Annotated in this window: 13 protein-coding genes; 7 read left to right on the top strand and 6 right to left on the bottom strand. The window is 67.6% G+C overall.

The annotated features are described in order from the left end of the window. The first annotated feature begins 30 nt into the window (after positions 1-30). Together chrA and QUV35_RS01560 are read left to right on the top strand one after the other, a co-directional pair. Positions 31-1287 carry a chromate efflux transporter gene (chrA, locus tag QUV35_RS01565; RefSeq protein WP_300870377.1) on the top strand — a complete coding sequence of 419 codons (1257 nt, stop codon included), beginning with the start codon at positions 31-33 and terminating at the stop codon, positions 1285-1287. Between the two features lie 157 nt (positions 1288-1444). Further along, on the top strand, positions 1445-3907 hold the full coding sequence (locus QUV35_RS01560) for a DUF1631 family protein (RefSeq protein WP_300870376.1): 2463 nt from the start codon (positions 1445-1447) through the stop codon (positions 3905-3907). Here the strand turns inward: QUV35_RS01560 and QUV35_RS01555 are convergent. Further along, on the bottom strand, positions 3874-4770 hold the full coding sequence (locus tag QUV35_RS01555; RefSeq protein ID WP_300870375.1) for a helix-turn-helix transcriptional regulator: 897 nt from the start codon (positions 4768-4770) through the stop codon (positions 3874-3876). The genes QUV35_RS01560 and QUV35_RS01555 overlap by 34 nt on opposite strands. Before the next feature lie 92 nt (positions 4771-4862). On the opposite strand from QUV35_RS01555, the gene QUV35_RS01550 reads away from it, so the two are divergent. The 4 genes from QUV35_RS01550 (at position 4863) to QUV35_RS01535 (ending at position 9311) form a co-directional block, all read left to right on the top strand. After that, positions 4863-6125 (top strand): MFS transporter, encoded by a 1263-nt coding sequence (locus tag QUV35_RS01550; RefSeq protein ID WP_300870374.1) that lies wholly within the window; start codon positions 4863-4865, stop codon positions 6123-6125. After that, complete coding sequence (locus QUV35_RS01545; protein ID WP_300870373.1) at positions 6122-7837, top strand: thiamine pyrophosphate-binding protein; 1716 nt, start codon at positions 6122-6124, stop codon at positions 7835-7837. The genes QUV35_RS01550 and QUV35_RS01545 overlap by 4 nt, the downstream gene beginning before the upstream one ends. A 121-nt stretch (positions 7838-7958) precedes the next feature. Further along, positions 7959-8654, top strand: a complete 696-nt coding sequence (locus QUV35_RS01540) for a helix-turn-helix transcriptional regulator (RefSeq protein ID WP_300870372.1) — start codon at positions 7959-7961, stop codon at positions 8652-8654. 6 nt (positions 8655-8660) lie between these two features. Further along, positions 8661-9311 carry a Crp/Fnr family transcriptional regulator gene (locus tag QUV35_RS01535; RefSeq protein WP_300870371.1) on the top strand — a complete coding sequence of 217 codons (651 nt, stop codon included), beginning with the start codon at positions 8661-8663 and terminating at the stop codon, positions 9309-9311. A gap of 3 nt (positions 9312-9314) precedes the next feature. Here the strand turns inward: QUV35_RS01535 and QUV35_RS01530 are convergent, their stop codons facing one another. The 4 genes from QUV35_RS01530 to QUV35_RS01515 form a co-directional block, all read right to left on the bottom strand. Beyond that, the gene (locus QUV35_RS01530; protein WP_300870370.1) at positions 9315-11246 is read right to left on the bottom strand and encodes a S8 family serine peptidase; all 1932 of its coding nucleotides are present in this window, start codon (positions 11244-11246) and stop codon (positions 9315-9317) included. A 34-nt stretch (positions 11247-11280) separates the two neighbouring features. Continuing rightward, entirely contained in the window at positions 11281-12384 is a 1104-nt protein-coding gene (locus tag QUV35_RS01525; RefSeq protein WP_300870368.1) for a phosphatase PAP2 family protein, read from the bottom strand. 16 nt (positions 12385-12400) lie between these two features. Further along, complete coding sequence (locus tag QUV35_RS01520) at positions 12401-14176, bottom strand: hypothetical protein (RefSeq protein WP_300870367.1); 1776 nt, start codon at positions 14174-14176, stop codon at positions 12401-12403. A gap of 193 nt (positions 14177-14369) precedes the next feature. After that, positions 14370-14852 carry an SWIB/MDM2 domain-containing protein gene (locus tag QUV35_RS01515; RefSeq protein WP_300870522.1) on the bottom strand — a complete coding sequence of 161 codons (483 nt, stop codon included), beginning with the start codon at positions 14850-14852 and terminating at the stop codon, positions 14370-14372. A gap of 269 nt (positions 14853-15121) precedes the next feature. On the opposite strand from QUV35_RS01515, the gene rraA reads away from it, so the two are divergent. Continuing rightward, a complete protein-coding gene (gene rraA / locus QUV35_RS01510; RefSeq protein WP_300870366.1) occupies positions 15122-15625 on the top strand; it encodes a ribonuclease E activity regulator RraA in 504 nt (167 codons plus the stop codon). 26 nt (positions 15626-15651) lie between these two features. Here rraA and QUV35_RS01505 read toward each other — a convergent pair whose 3' ends face one another. Continuing rightward, the gene (locus QUV35_RS01505; RefSeq protein WP_300870365.1) at positions 15652-16467 is read right to left on the bottom strand and encodes a sulfite exporter TauE/SafE family protein; all 816 of its coding nucleotides are present in this window, start codon (positions 16465-16467) and stop codon (positions 15652-15654) included.

The following is a 16467-nucleotide window of genomic DNA, read 5'->3' as shown; positions in this document are numbered from 1 at the left end:
AATCCGCGCTCTCAACCCAGGTGGCCCCGCATGGCGTTTCCGTCTGCACCGTCTCCAGTTTCCCTGATCGAGGTCTTCTGGGTCTTTCTGCGCCTGGGCTGCACCTCGTTCGGCGGGCCGGCGGCGCACCTGGCTTTCTTTCGCACCGAGTTCGTCGAGCGCCGGCGCTGGTTGAGCGAGACCAGCTACGCCGATCTGGTGGCCTTGTGCCAGTTTCTGCCGGGGCCGGCGAGCAGCCAGGTCGGCATGGCGCTGGGCTGGCGGCGGGCGGGGTGGGGCGGCATGGCCGCCGCCTGGCTGGGCTTCACCCTGCCGGCGGCGGCGCTGATGATCGGTTTCGCCCACGGGGTCGCGTGGCTCGATGACGCCGGCGACGCCCCCGCCTGGCAGGCGGCGCTGCAAGGCCTGAAAGTGGCGGCTGTGGCCGTGGTGGCACAGGCCATCTGGGCCATGTCGCGCAGCCTGTGCCCCGACACGCCCCGGCGGGTGCTGGCAGGCGTGGCCGCGGCACTGGCGCTCGGACTGCCGTGGCTCACGGGGTGGGGTGGCGCCTGGGGCCAGTTGCTGGCCATCGGGGTGGCCGGTCTGACCGGCCTGTGGATGGGGTCGCGCTGGCTCGCCGCAAGCAGTGCGCCCGACGCGCAGCAGGGCTTTGGCATGACACGCACGGCCGGCGCCGTCGCGCTGGCGCTGCTGGCGCTGCTGCTGGTCGGTCTGCCCCTGTGGGCTGAAGCGAGTGGCTCGGCGCTGCTGGCACAGGTGGCGGGGTTTTTTGGTGCGGGTGCCCTGGTGTTTGGCGGGGGTCACGTCGTGTTGCCCCTGTTGCAGTCGTCGGTGGTGCCCGTGGGCGCGGTCAGCAGCGCCGACTTCCTGGCGGGCTACGGCGCGGTGCAGGCGATGCCCGGTCCCTTGTTCAGCTTTTCGGCTTACCTGGGCGCGGTCATGAACCCGGCGGTGCTCGCAGGACTGGCCCCCTGGCTGGCGGGCCTGTTGATGCTGGGCGCGGTTTTTGCGCCCGCCGCGCTGACCGTGGTCGGTGTGCTGCCGTTCTGGGATCTGTTGCGCCAGCGCATCGGTGTGCGCTCGGTGCTCACCGGCATCAACGCCGGGGTGGTGGGTTTGCTGGTGGCCGCTTTCATCGACCCGGTCTGGCCCGCCGCCATGCAGTCGGTGGGCGATGTCTTGCTGGCGGGCATGGCGCTGGCAGCGCTGTTGCGCTGGCGCATTTCACCCGTGTGGGTGGTTTCCGGTTGCGCGGCTGCCGCGTCGTTGTCGGTGCTGGTCTGACCGGGCGCGTGGGCCTTGCGGCACGTCGCCCGACCGTTCGGGGACAGATAAAGGCCTTATCTCCGCGCCGACATGTCAGTACCCGGGGGGGCAGGTATAACCGTGACTTGTCTCACATCCGATGCAGCGCCAGGCGATGACGGTACCCCCCAGATTGTTGCAACAGTGCCTCGCCGAGGCGCTCGAAGACGCCCCTGCCATGCTCGGGCGCTGTATCGACGCGGCGGTGGTGAGCCTGCAAGAGGCGGAAAAGCAGACCATGGATGTCGCCCAGCGCGACCGCCTCGCCACCGCCTGCTGGCGCATGCGCCAGGAAAAAGAGGGCTGGGTGGTCGATTTTCCCCAGCGACTGCGCGAAGCCTTCGCAGTGCCCACCGACGCCCCCCAGTCATCGCGCACCTCGCTGCTGAGCGAATCCACTTACCTGTCGCTGGTGGAAGACGACGCGGTGAGCGAGTCGATCGAATCCGCGCGCCTGCTGCAAAGCCTGCTGCCGCCGCTCGAGCAGGAACTCAAGGTGCTCGATGCGCTCATGAGTTCCCTGCAGGGCCTGTCCACCGTGCAGGCCGACCTGAACCCGTTGCGCCCGGCCGTGTTCGTGCGGGCGCTGCGCGAGATGATGGCGCTGGACGAATCCGACTCCCAGCTTCGAACCCTGTGGCTGCGCCATTGCGGCCGGGCCATCGGCCACGAACTCAAGGGCCTGTACGCCCGCCTGACGCTGGTGCTGCAGCGCGCCAACGTGCAGGAAGCTGGCTACCGGGTCCGTCTGCTGGCCGATGCGCCGGGTGCGGCGGCGCGCACCGCGGCCAGCTCGGCCAGGGCTGCGCGCGGTGCCGGCCCCGCCGCCACCGAGTGGAACCCGTCGGGCCATGCGCCGCTGGACCACCGGGGTGACAGCACGCGGGAAGCGCACTTTGGCGACTTCATCCCCGACATGCCGCAGCTCGCGCGCCTGCAGACGCCGGTGGACAACCAGTACCTGCACAACTTTCTGGAGCAGGGCGGGCAGCGCTACGAGCAGTCGCTGGCGCCCGAGTACTACGACCAGGTGAGCGAGGAGCTGGCGGCCATCGAGGCCTACGCTGCCATTCCCACGCTGGACGAATCGATGGTGGTCCAGCGCAGCGAGCAGTACAAGGCCCTGCCGGTGGTCGACCGGCCGGCGCGCGCGGTGGACATCGGCACCCAGCTCAGCCAGAAGACCTGGGGCGATTTCGCCGCTGCCCACGAGCGCGCCCGCGTGCTCATGCAGCTCAAGCAAAAGGCCGAACGCGTGGCGCAGGCCATGGGCCTGGACGTGGTGCGCAAGCTGGTCAACCAGGTCGCTCAAGACCCGCTGCTGCTGGCACCGGTGCGCGAGGCGGTGGTGGCGCTGGAGCCTTCGCTGTTGCGCCTGGCCATGGCCAACCCGCGCTTCTTCAGCGAAGACGCGCACCCGGCGCGTCGACTGATCGAGTGCGTTGCCCAGCGCAGCTTCAAGTACAACGACGAATTCGCCAGCGAGTTCGCCGAATTCTTCCAGCCGGTGCAGCAGGCGTTCAATGCCCTGAACGAACTCGAGACCGACGATCCGCAGGCTTTCGCCATCGCCCTGGACGAACTGCTTCAGGAGTGGGAAAGCCAGGACCGCGACGACGATGCCGCCAAGGACAACAACCTTCAGGCCATCCGTCATGCCGAAGCGCGGCAGACGCTGGCCGACCAGGTGGCCTGGGACCTGAGCCAGCGTCCCGACGTCGACCACGTGCCCGGCTTCATCCTGGACTTCCTCTACGGTCCGTGGGCGCTGGCGATCGCGTCGGCGCAGCTCAATGCGCCGCCGGGCGCGGTCGATCCGGGCGGTTACCGCAAGGTGGTGTCCAACCTGCTGTGGAGCACCAAAAAGGAAGTCACCCTGCGTCTGCCCTCGCAGTTGCTCGAAATGGTGCCCGGCATGCTCAAGACGCTGCACGCCGGCCTGGAGTCGCTGGGCAAGACGCGCGAGGAAACCAAGCCGTTCTTCGATGCCCTCATGCGCCTGCACCAGCCGGTGCTGGGCCTTCGGCGCGCTCGCGCGCGTGCCGACGCGAGCACCTCGAATCCGGTGCCGCTGGACAGTTCGTCCATGTCGATGGAACTCGACGAGACCTTGCCGGCCACCGCCGAGCAGCGCAAGCCGCGCAAGGCCGCCCAGCCCTGGCTGGGGCGGGTGGAACTGGAGGCCGCGGGTTTCCAGGACACGTTGCCGACCGATTTCTCCGAGCTCGCCGAAGCCCATGCTGCCACCGGCGCAGACGCGGTCGCGGTCGCTGCCTCGGGCTTCAACGAATCGGAGAGCGACGAAGACATTCCGTTCGACGCCATCACGCTGCTGGCGGGCCTGCGTGAGGGCGACTGGGTCGATCTGTACTCGCACCGCGAATGGCTGCGCGCCCAGCTCATCTGGGCCAGCACCCGCGGCACGCTGTTCATGTTCGTGAGCCGGGGCGGTCGTCCGCATTCCATGACCAAGCGCAGCTGCGAACGCCTGATCGCCAACCGCCTGCTGCGCCCGGTGGATGGTCAGAGCGTGGTGCGCAAGGCGATCGAGGCCATCGCGGCCGATCAGGCCCGGGTCGACGAGGCCGTGGCCGCCTGAGACTGGCTGCGGGCCCGGACCTGGGCCAGCAGTCGGGTGGGCGGCAGACCCATGGCCGACTTGAACATGGCGGAAAACGCGCTTTCGCTGGCATAGCCACTGGCCTGCGCCACCCGCCCCACCGACACGCCGCGCGCCAGCATGGGCATGGCGTGCGCCAGCACCACCTGCTGGCGCCAGCGCTGAAACCCGGTGCCCAGTTCGTCGCGAAACAGGCGCGCCAGCGTGCGCTCGCTGGCCCCGGCATGCGCGGCCCAGCCGGCCAGCGTGGTGTGCTGGGACGGGGCCTGCATCACGGCTTCGCAGAGGTTGCGCAGCCGGCGGTCGCCGCCGGTGGCGCTGGGCATGGGCACACCCAGCGGCTGGGTGTCGGCGTGCTCCATCTCGTGCAGCAGCAGGGTGAGCAGTGCGCGAGCGGCGGCCTGCGGGGGCTGCCGCGGCCGGTTCAGCGCATGCACCAGTTCGCGCAGCAGCGGCGTGACCACCAGCACGCGCGACGCGCTCCAGTGGCCGGGCAGCACGCTGTCGTCGATGTAGAGGGTGAGCAGCCGGGCCGCCTCGACGATGGTCACCGCGTGCCGCGCACCCGGCGGGATCCACACGGCACGCGACGGCGGCACGATGGTGGTGGTTTGTGCGGGCGATGCCTGCCGGCCGGCCGGGTCCGCCTGCAGCACCGTGACCTGCATCAGGCCACTGGCGCAAAAGGCCAGCTGCCCCCATGCATGGTGGTGCAGTGCAAACTGGTTGTCGCCGTCCAGGTGCCGCGCGCGGCAGCGCACCGGCTGTTCGGGCGTGGGGCGGTAGGGGTCGGTGTCACCCAGCGGCAGGGCGCGAAGCGGGGGGCGGCGTGCAGTCGGCATGGCTGGCGATCGGGGCAGGTTTGGCTGATTTTCGACGATGCTTGTCTTTCCGTCGCCATTTTGCATGCGCATCGCACCGTACGATCTCCGGCATGAACACCGCCGCGCTGGGTGCTGCTGCACCCGTCAACCCCGTGCCACTGCGGCAGGACGCCACCGTCATCGGGCTGGTCGGCCTGGCCCACGGCACCTCGCACTTCTCGCACCTGCTGCTCGCCCCCCTTTTCCCGGTGTTCATTCGCGACTTCGGCCTGAGCTACTCCGACGTGGGCCTGCTCATGAGCATCTTCTTCGTCATCTCGGGCGCCGGCCAGGCACTGGCGGGCTTTGTGGTGGACCGCATCGGCGCACGCCCGGTGCTGTTCGCCGCCATCGGCTGCTTTCTTCTGGCCGCTCTGGCCGCTTCGCAGGCCTCGGGTTATGCGGGGCTGGTGCTGGTGGCCATGCTGGCCGGGCTGGGCAACGCGCCGTTTCATCCGGCCGACTTCACCATCCTCAACCAGCGTGTCTCTGCCCCGCGCTTGGGTCACGCGTTCAGTGCGCATGGGCTGACCGGCAACCTGGGATGGGCCCTGGCACCGGCCTTTCTGATCGGCATCACGGCGCTCGCTGACTGGCGCACCGCCTACCTGGGAGCGGCCGTCCTGTATGTCGGCGTGTTGGCCGTGCTGTTCTGGCAGCGTGACAAGCTGCTGACCGAGGTGGTGGTGCGCCGCGCGGACGCGACGCAGGGCAGTGATCTCGCCTTCCTCAAGTTGCCCGTGGTGTGGTGGTGTTTTGCGTTCTTTCTGCTGTCGACGATGACGCTGGCGGTGGTCCAGACGTTCGCCCCGTCCATCCTCAAGGCGGTGCATGGCGTGGGTGTGGAGGTGGCCACGCTCACCATCAGCGCCTACATGCTGTGCTCGGCACTGGGCATGCTGGTGGGCGGCTTTGTCGCGGCGTACGGCCAGAGCCACCGCTGGTCCAGCGACCGCGTGGTGGCCATCGCCATGACCAGCGGGGCCCTGCTGTTGCTGGTCTGCGCCACGGGCTGGTTGGGCGCCGTGGGAACCATGGTGGCCTTGGCCGCCACCGGCTTCGCGGTGGGCGTGGGTGGACCCAGTCGCGACATGATGATCAAGAAGGCCACCCCCAAAGGGGCGACCGGCCGGGTCTACGGCACGGTCTATTCGGGTCTGGACGTGGGCTTCGCACTGTCACCCCTGATCTTTGGTCTGGCGATGGACCGTGGCTGGTACGCAGCGACACTGGCGGGCGCGGCGCTGGTGCTGCTGGTGTCGGTGTATGCCGCCATCGGTGTGGGTCGGCGCTCGGGGGCGGCCGTGGGCGGGCGCGGCACAATGCCGTCATGACCTCACAACTCGCCGGCCACCTCCTTGTGCAATGCCTGATCGCCCAGGGCGTGACCCACGCCTTCGGTGTGCCTGGTGAAAGTTACCTCGCGGTGCTCGACGGCTTTCACGCCCACGCCGACCGCATCCGCTTCGTGACCAACCGCCAGGAAGGTGGCGCGGCCTTCATGGCCGAAGCCCAGGGCAAGCTGACCGGGCGCCCCGGCGTCTGTTTTGTCACGCGCGGACCGGGTGCCACCAACGCCTCGATCGGCCTGCACACTGCGTTCCAGGATTCGACGCCCATGGTGTTGTTCGTGGGCGATGTGGCCAGCGACGCGCGCGACCGAGAGGCCTTCCAGGAAGTCGACTACGCGGCCTTCTTCGGGCCCTCCACCAGGGGCATGGCCAAGCGCGTGGAACGCATCGACGACGCTCGCCGCATTCCCGAATACGTGGCGCGGGCCTTTGCCACTGCCATGAACGGCCGGCCCGGCCCGGTGGTGCTGGTGCTGCCCGAAGACATGCTCACGCAGAGCGTGGACGCGCAGCCGCTGCCGCGCGTGGAGCCGGTGCAGGCCTGGAGCGACCCGGGCGCGCTGCGCGAGCTGCGCGAGCTGCTGCTGGCCAGCGAGCGGCCGCTGGTGATCGCTGGCGGCGGAGGCTGGACACCGCAGTCTGCCGCGGCCTTGCAACGCTTCGCCGAGAACTGGCAGTTGCCGGTGACCAACGCCTTCCGTTTCCAGGACACCTTCGACAACCACCACGCCCAGTACGCGGGCGATGTGGGCCTGGGCATCAACCCGGCGCTGGCGGCTCGCGTGCGCCAGAGCGATCTGCTGATCGCCATCGGGCCGCGCCTGGGCGAATCCACCACCGGCGGCTACACCCTCATCGAAGCGCCGCTGCCGAGGCAGAAGCTGGTGCACATCCACGCCAGTGCCGAAGAACTCGGCCGCGTCTACCAGCCCACGCTGGCGATCAATGCCACCATGAACGCGGCGGCCCGCAGCCTGGAGGTGCTCACAGCACCGCCCACGCTGCCCTGGACGGACTGGACCCAGGGCTGCCACGCCGACTACCTGGCCAACATCGACCCGGCCAATGGCGGCATCGAGCTGCCCGGCACCGTCGACATGCCGGCCATCGTGCACACGCTGCAGCAGCACCTGCCCGCCGATGCCGTGCTCAGCAACGGCGCCGGCAATTTTGCAAGCTGGTTGCACCGCTTCTTCCGCTACCACGGCCTGGTCAAGGGCCACAAGACGCAACTGGCGCCCACCAACGGCGCCATGGGCTACGGTGTGCCAGCCGGCATCGGCGCGGCCATCCTCACCGGCCGCACCGTGTTCACCATCGCCGGCGACGGCGACTTCCTCATGAACGGCCAGGAGCTCGCCACCGCCATGCAGCACGGCGCCAGGAGCATCGTGCTGCTGCTCAACAACGCCAGCTTCGGCACCATCCGCATGCACCAGGAGCGCGAGTACCCGGCCAACGTGAGCGGTTCGGTCCTGGCCAATCCCGACTTCTGCGCCCTGGCGCGCGCTTACGGGTATGCGGCCGAACGCATCACCCGGACAGCCGAATTCGAGCCCGCTTTGCAGCGCGCCCTGGCTGCGCCCGGTGGCAGCCTGATCGAGGTGATGCTCGACGTGGACGTCATCACGACCCGGGGCACGCTGGCGGCGATTCGTGCGCACGCCCAGGCGCCAGGCGCAGCGCCGGCTTGAGGGTGCTGCACCGGCCGCAGGCCGCGAGGTGAATACATCACAAAGGTGGCGGCACTGCCGTACACCTGGAGGCCGAGGCCTCTGCCTAGACTGGCTCACTGGTTCACCAAGGGGAATGGTCATGGCTCTGTCCACGGGAACGGTCTGGATGTCCGGCGCAGACGAAGCGCTCGAGCGCAGCGCGCAACAGTCCTTGGGCCGTGCGCACCTGCTGCGGGCGCTGGACGAGATCGACTACGGCATGCTGATCATCGATGCCCAGGGCACGATCCTGCATGCCAACCACCTGGCCCGGCATGAAATGGCCAGCTCGCGCATGCTGGTCGCCTATGGCAACAGCCTGCTGGGCAGCACGGCCGAGCTCACCGCGCAGATACAGACCGCCATGGAGGCGGCCTTTCGTGGCCAGCGCCGGCTGGTGTTGCTGCACCGGGGCGATCGCGAGTTGTCGCTGGCCTTCACGCCGCTGAGCCATCCACTGGAGGCCGACCCACCCACCGTGCTGGTGATGCTCTCGCGCCAGAGCACCTGCGACAACCTGGCGGTGCGCATGTTTGCCCGCACCATCGGTTTGAGCCCGAGCGAGGAAGCGGTGCTCATGGGCCTGTGCCGCGGCCTCGAAATTCCCGAGATCGCCCGCGAACACGGCGTGGCGCCGTCCACCATCCGCAGCCAGATCAAGACACTGCGCGAAAAAGCCGGGTCACCGAGCATTCGGCGACTGCTCCAGCGCATCAACAGCCTGCCGCCGGTGGTGCCCGCCTTGCGCATCGTGATGCCCATGCCCCACAATTCCACGGATTCAATCCACCCGTGAACATGGATGCCAGTCGCACCTGCCGCCACTCCCTTTGCCCATCCGAACCAACATGTCGAAGCGCTGGCGGCGCAAGGTGTGCAGCGGCGCTACCGCCGCGGCACGCTGCTGATCCAGGAAGGTGAGACCGGCGACACGCTGTACATCGTGCTGCAGGGCCGCTTGCGGGCCTTCCTGTCGGACAACAACGGTCGCGAGCTGACCCTGGGGCTGTACGGCCCGCTGGAATACGTGGGCGAGATGTCGCTCGACGGCGGGCCGCGCTCGGCCAACGTGGAGGCTGCCGAGCCCAGTGTCTGCGCCGTGGTCACGCGTGCCACCTTGCTGGCCTACATCGCCGAGCACCCCGAATTTGCGCTGGAACTCATGGCCCGCCTGATCCGCCGCGCGCGGCTGGCCACCGAGAGTGCACGCAGCGTCGCGCTGATCGACGTTTACGGGCGCCTGGTCCGCCTGCTCAACAGCATGGCCCAGATGCCCGACGAGCGCGGCGAACGCGCGCTCAAGGAGCGGCTGACGCACCAGCAGATGGCGCAGCACCTGGCCTGCTCCCGCGAAATGGTGAGCCGCCTGCTGAAAGACCTGGAGACCGGTGGCTACATCGCGGTGCGCGAGCGCTGGATCTGGTTGCTCAAGACCCTGCCTGCGCGCTGGTGAGGCTCAGGTCCGGTTGATCAGGCGCCGCGCTTCCAGCGGCGCCGCCGAGCTGGTACCCGCGAGCCGCACCACGCTGCCGCTGAGGCTGCCGGCACCCAGCACGCCCCACAGCGCCGGGTTGTCATCGCTTGGGGCCAGGGTGTCGGGCACTTTCTTCACGCCCGCGCGTTGCGGGCGGCTCGCGTCCGGGTCGGGCTTGCGCGGGGAATACAGCGCAAAGTGTGCGCCGGGCGAGGCCTGCTGGCGGGTGCCGCCGACGCTCACCGTGTTCTGCCCGGTCGACAGGCTGTTGAAGGTGCCGCTGCGGCGGATCGGGGTGGGGTTGTCCGGGTGGTCGACGAAGCTGCCGATGTTGCCGCTGGTGTCGTACCACGCATCTTCCAGGTACGACTGCCGTGCGCCGGTGTTCTGGCCCAGCGCCACGTCGTCGCGCTCCACGCAGGCGTCGAACACCACCGGCTCGGTGCCGCTGTTGGTGAGCGTCACCTGCCACGAGCCGAAAGGCGCGGTGACCGCTTTGCGGTTGTGGCTGAAGGTGGGTGCCAGCGCGAGCAGGGCGCAGGTGCTGCCAGTGCCCAGGGCCGAGTCGTTCGGAAACACCAGGCCGCACAGCGGCCGTCCAGCGGCATCCACCCACAAGCCAGACTGGCCTTTGTGCAGCGGCGGCAGAGGCTGCGCATGGCCCGGGGGCGTAACGCTGATGGCCATGCCCTGTGCCCCGCAGGGTATCCAGATTTCCAGAAAACTTTGTGTGCGGTCGTCCGGCTGCAGCCGCCAGTGCAAGGGCAGCGATGCACCGGGTGCCAGCGTGGCGTTGGCGTGGGTGCGGCTCTGGTAGGCGTTGCCTGCGGGCACCGTCACCTGCAAGCGCCCTTCGCCGAGATCGATCAGCTGGTCCATCGCGGCCTCCAGGATGGAGCTGCCGTCGTGCGGCCCGGCCAGCGTGCCCCAGCTGATGTTGACCACCAGTCGGGCTTGCGGCGTGCAGCGCGCCAGGATGTACATGAGCGCGTCGAGCACGCTCACGTTCATGGCGCCGCCCGAGGTGTCGAGCACGTTGGCCCAGTCCAGCTGCACCGCGATCAGAACGCAGCGGCTGGCCTCGTCGTCCTGGGGGTTCAACAGGTTGCCCTTGCCGCAGGCCAGGCTCATCACGTGGGTGCCGTGGTTGACGGGTTTGCCCAGGTCCCGAAGCTGGAGGTGCTGGTAGAGCGCGTCTTCGTCCAGCCGACCCCCGCGGGTGTACGTGACCATGGCGGCGTTGATGGCAGCGCCCGAGAGCTCGTGGCCATAGCCCATGTCGTGCGGCCGCGGGCCGGCGCGGGCCGGGTCCAGCGGGGTCTGGTGGTGCGGCTCGTTGCCGGTCCAGTTGCCATCCTGTGTGTCGTCCTGCCGCCAGAAGTGTTTGACGCGCGTGCGGCCCCGGGCGTTGAGGAACGCCTGGTTCGCAAAGGCCAGTCCACCGTCGATCAGTCCCAGCACCTGGCCACTGAGGCGGTCGGGCACAACCACGGGGTGCGAGCCCGGCGTGCAGGGGTCGTGGATCGGCTGGGTGTGGTGGCCCACCGGCAGGCCCAGCTCAAAGCGCTGGATCAGGCTGCGCAACAGCGGGTCGGAACGCAGCCTCTCGAAGAACCTGGGTTTCGCGTGCGCGGTGCAGAAGCGCAGCCCAGGCAGGTTGAGGTACACGCGCGGTATCTGCAGCCACTTGACGTTCGAGGCCTGCACCAGCGCCGGCACGCTGGCGCCCGGTGTGAGTTCGATGACGATGGGCAACCACTTCGGCGGCTTGCCTTTGGGTGCCACGCGGTAGCCCGCGAACCGGTCGGCTTCGGCCCAGGCCAGGTAGGGGTCTTGCCCGTCGATGGCGCCCGGCGCGCTCCAGTGAATGCCGGTGAATTCGCCGCCGGGCAACGGGGACCAAGCCGCGCTCATTCGAGATCTCTGCGTGCTGCGCACTGCATGGCTCTCACGCCCATTCCTTGAGTGCTTCCTTCCAGAGCCAGGCAACCAGGGGCGCGCTGCCCACCCCCGTGTTGCTGGCCGACCGTGTGTAGGCGTGGCCGCTGGTGTGGTCCATCGACTGGTGCAGGCTGAAGTCCAGCGGCTCTCCGCCGGGGCCTTCAAACAGGCGGCCGTCAAAGCCGCGCTCGTGCACCTTGGTGCCGGTGGCGCGCGCCACCAGGAACTCGGCCAGTGCCGTGCCGAGCAGGCGGCCCGCCGCGCTGTCCACCGGAAAGTGCACACCGGCCACCACCCGGTTGGTGGCGATGCGCGCGGCCAGGCGCTGCAGTTGTTCGTGGCACTCGGTGCCGTTGGGGCTGCCGTTCCTGCTGGATGCGGCATTGAGCAGCGCTTCCAGCAACACGGCAACAGCAAAGGCTTCGGTGGCGTGGCCACTGGGCCAGCTGCCGTGCCCCGGGGTCTCGATCATGGGCTGGATCTGGGGCGACATCGCCACCGGGCGCAGGCTGGCGAAGATGTGCTTGAAGCGCATCTCCACGAAGATGCTGAGCGAGAACGCCAGGTCCATCAGCTGCAAGGTCTTCTTGTGGCGGTGCGCCGTCAGACCCAGCATGGAAGACCAGAAGGCCATCGGTGGGGCCTGCTGGTCCACGATCTCTGCGCCGCGGTCCGCCCGCAGGTCTGCGTAGGCGGCCACGAGGTCGAGTTGTTTTCTGAACTGCGCCCCGGTCGGGGCGCGCAGCGTCACGAGTCGCTTGGGCTGGATGCTGCGGGCCTGCAGGTTGGCGAACTCCAGCGCGGCTTTCCCTGGCTTGCCATCGGTCTTGAACAGCAGCCCTTCGACCAGTTGGGTGAAACACGCTTCGATGCGTGGCCCATCGGTCCAGAGGGCGAGGTTGGCGGCCTGGTCAAAAGCCGGCTCGTTGACATGCAGCACCGCGCCGCTGAACGGGCCGACGATGGCGGCCCGGTTCAGGATCAGGGCGTCGGCCGAGACGATGGAGCCGCTCATGCCTCCGCTCATGCCTCCACTCATGCCTCCACTCATGCCGCCACTCATGCCGCCACTCATGCCTCCGCTCATGCCTCCGCTCATGCCTCCGCTCATATCAACTCCTTGGCAATTAGTGAACCGGGAGACCCAGTTGGGTCAGGGCGCTGGCGACACGTTTGCGCAGGGGGCTGTGCCCGCCCGCCGCCATGTACTTCGTGATCGTCAGATCGGGTTGAAGGGTGCGCATCAGCTCGAAAGACTCCCGGGCGGCGGCGAGACCGCCACTCTCCAGCTGCGCCACGATCAGGCACCGGATGGTGGGCAGGTGGTAGCGGTTTTTCATGAGGGACGAGCGGCAGATGTTCACGGCTCTTTCCCACTGGCCCATGGAGGCACAACTGGTGGCCAGCATCATTTCAAAGTAGTACTTCTGCGGGTCCAGCGGCGACAGGTGCAGGGCGTTCTCTGCCTCCACCATCGAGTCCTCGGGCGTGCCCCACATCGTTGACCACACGCTGTTGTACAGCCAGGCCATCGGGTCGTTGGGGTTGCTCTGCGTGGCTTCCTGCAACAGCCGGTGCGAGGCTTCGACGTCTTCTCCGAGGTGGCACAGCGCATGTCCCTTGATCGCCATCGCGAGCGAGCTGGCAGGCTCCAGATCGAGTGCACGGTCGGCGGTGTCGATGGCCCGCTTGAAATCACGCGCCGGTTCGGCCGACAGGCCCTGCACCACCTGCATGATGTGCCACTTGGCCAGCCAGGCCCAGGGCGTGGCCACCCGCTTGTGGCGCTCCACCACCGCCTCCAGCAACTGGTGGCTGCGCTGCAGGTCGCGCGGCGTGGAGCGGTGCATCAGCGTGATGCCGCCCAGCAGCAGGGCGTTGCTGTCCAGCTGTGGCAAGGGCAGCACCAGGGTTCGCTGCACCACGTCGTTCAGCAGTGCCCTGGAGCAGGCCGAGCACAGCGCGTCCAGCAACTCGCTCTGTGTTTCCATCAGGTCGCGCACGTCCCCATTGAGCCGATCGGCCCAGATCACTTCTTCACGGCGGTTGTCGGTCAGCTGGGCCATGATCACGACCTTGTCGCCGTAGGTCACGTAGCTGCCACCCAGGACAAACGTGGCCTCCAGATGCCGACCGATCTCGCCCGCAGACGAGGTGCGGCCGCGGAAGGCTGTGGTGGACAGGCGCGAGATCACGCGCAGGTCGGGACTGCGGGCGAGTTGGGCGATCACGCCGTCGGCGATGAGTTCGCCAATCACGAACTGCTCGGCCGCGTGACTGCGTGTCTCGAACGGCACCACCGCAATGGAAGGGCGGAAGTCCAGCGCGGAGCCTTCGGGCACCTGGGAACGGATCGCAGACGATCCTGCAGTGACGGAGTGGATGGCCCAGGTGCGCACCGGCTCCGGCCAATGCTTGAGATAGTTTTCGCCTCGGTCTTCCACCTCGGCGTCCATGCCCACCACGATGCCGTCAAAGATGCTGGCGGTGATGATGGTCTCGCCCGGGGCTGCGAGGTCGGCCACCCGTGCTGCCAGGTTCACCCCGTGGCCATAAACGTCGTTTTCATCCGCGTACAGGTTGGTGGCGTTGAGACCGGCCCGAAGATGGAGGCGCTGGTTCGCGGGCAAGGTCTCATTGAGCGGGGCAAAGTATGTGTGCAACCTGAGCGCGGCGCGCACCGCATCGGTGGGGTGGTCAAACTCCACCAGCATGCCGTCGCCCAGGCTTTTGACCGGACGGCCCTTGCAGTCCGGCAACACGATCTGGGTGGCGTGGTGCACGAAGCCGCGCCACTGGTTCACCACCGCTGCTTCGTTGGCCGCCATCAGGCGCACCGACTCCACCAGATCCATCACCAGCACCACCTTGTGGCGTTGCTGAGGCAGCGGGGGAAGAGACACCTGTGTCCCAACGTCAGCCTGAACGGAAGGGGAGGGTGAGGGGCTGCTGTTCATGCCGGTAGGGGTATGCGGGGTGCGTTGCAGTTTCTCACAGTTGACATCGAATGCCGTTGCTGCGACAGGCAAAAAACAGCAAAGCCGACTGGCGTCGGCTTTGCAAGAGGTCGCACCCTTCAAGGTGCGGGAGCCCGGATCACTTCAGGTGGTCGTTGACCAGCTTGGTCATCTCGAACATGGAGGCCTGGGCCTTCTTGAAGATTTCCTTGAGCTTGGCGTCGGCATTGATCATGCGACGGTTGACCGAGTCCTGCAGCTTGTTCTTCTTGATGTAGTCCCAGATCTTCTTGGTGACTTCGGTGCGTGGCAGGGGACTCGCGCCCACGATGGCAGCCAGGGCGGCGCTGGGGGTCAGTGCCTTCATGAATGCAGCGTTGGGGGTGCGCTTCTTGGCGGGAGCGGCCTTCTTGGCAGGGGCCTTCTTGGCGGGTGCCGCTTTTTTCGCTGGAGCGGCTTTCTTGGCCGGAGCAGCTTTCTTCGCAGGCGCAGCCTTCTTCGCAGGCGCGGCGGCTTTTTTCGCTGGAGCAGCCTTCTTGGCTGGAGCAGCTTTCTTGGCCGGAGCCGCAGCCTTCTTGGCCGGAGCCGCTTTTTTAGCGGGAGCTTTTTTCGCAGTTGCCATGGTTGAATTTCCTTCTAGAAGTGGAATTGTTCCCAGCGGAAAACGCGCTTTCACACTGGTGTCTCGGATGCTAATGGAGATGCCCAGGCAATCCAAGGAGGGCGGCGCGGTTTTTTCTCCGTTTTCAGCGGGGATGCGCGGCTTTTTGGCGACGAAAACAACACTTCGATGCGCCCGGCGCCAAGCGCTGCGGGGCTTGCGGGCGCATCTGCTCCAATGCGGCGCAGCCTTGGGCGCTGTGCGCAAATCCCTTTTCAAGAGAAATCACCATGACCAACACCTCTTCTTTTGCCACCTGTGACCTGTGCGACGTTCACAAGAGCGACAGCTCCGGCGCTTTTCGTGTGCTGCCGCCGGTGTTCCGCCGTTTTGGTGCCGTGCAGCGTTTTTGTGGGCCCGTGGTCACGGTGAAGTGCTTTGAGGACAACTCGCTGGTGAAGGCGGCCGTGGACAGCCCGGGAGAGGGTCGCGTGCTGGTGGTGGACGGTGGCGGCTCATTGCGGCGCGCATTGCTGGGCGGCAACCTGGGTGCGGCCGCTGCGCGCAACGGATGGGCCGGGGTGCTGATCGACGGTTGCGTGCGGGATGTGGCGGAACTGGCCGCGTGCGCCACCGGCATCCGGGCACTGGCGTCCATGCCGCTGCCCACCGACAAGCGCAACGAGGGCCAGCGCGATGTGGCCGTGCAGATTCAGGGCGTGTGGGTGCGCCCGGGGGACTGGTTGTATGCCGATGAAGACGGCATCGTGGTGGCCGACCGCGCGCTGACCTGAACCGGCTTCAGCGCCAGCGCGGCCTGCTAGGCGGTCAAGCCTTTGTAGAGCATGTAGGCCGCGAGCATGTAGAGCAGGCCCGCGAACACGCGCTTGAGCGACTTCACCGGCAGTGCATGCGCCGCCTTGACCCCAAGTGGCGCCATCAGCACGCTCACGCTGGCGATCACGACCAGCGCAGGCAGGTAGATGTAGCCGATCGCGCCCGTGGGCAGGTTCTGCACGTTCTGGCCGGCGACGATGTAGCCCAGCGCATTGGCCAGCGCGATCGGAAAGCCGAGCGCGGCGCTGGTGGCCACGGCGTTGTGGATGGTGACGTTGCACCAGGTCATGAAGGGAACGCTGACGAAACCCCCGCCTGCACCGACAAGACCGGAGAGGAAGCCGATGACGCCACCGGCACCCACCATGCCGGGTGTGCCGGGCATGGTGCGCGTGGGCTTGGGTTTTTTGTCCAGCAGCATTTGCGTGGCGGAGAAGCTCACGAAGCCGGCGAAGAAGAAGGCCAGCCAGCTGCCCTTGAGCAGGGCGAACACGCCCAGGCTGGCGATCATCGAGCCCAGCACGATGCCGGGTGCGAGACCTTTGACGATGTCCCAGCGAACGGCTCCGCGCTTGTGGTGCGCGCGTACGCTGGAGACGGAGGTGAAGATGATGGTGGCCATCGACGTGGCGATGGCCATCTTGACGGCGAGATCGGCCTCCACACCCCGGGTCGAGAGGATGAAGGTGATGAAGGGCACCATGAGCATGCCTCCACCGATTCCCAACAAGCCGGCCAGAAAACCGGTACACAGGCCGAGCACGGCCAACTCAAGGATCAACAGGGAATCAAAAGGCAT

This window comes from Hydrogenophaga sp., from assembly GCF_030373225.1.
GTDB lineage: Bacteria > Pseudomonadota > Gammaproteobacteria > Burkholderiales > Burkholderiaceae_C > Hydrogenophaga.
The sequence above is the reverse complement of the archived record's forward strand: the minus strand, read 5'-3'. Positions and strand labels throughout refer to the sequence as shown.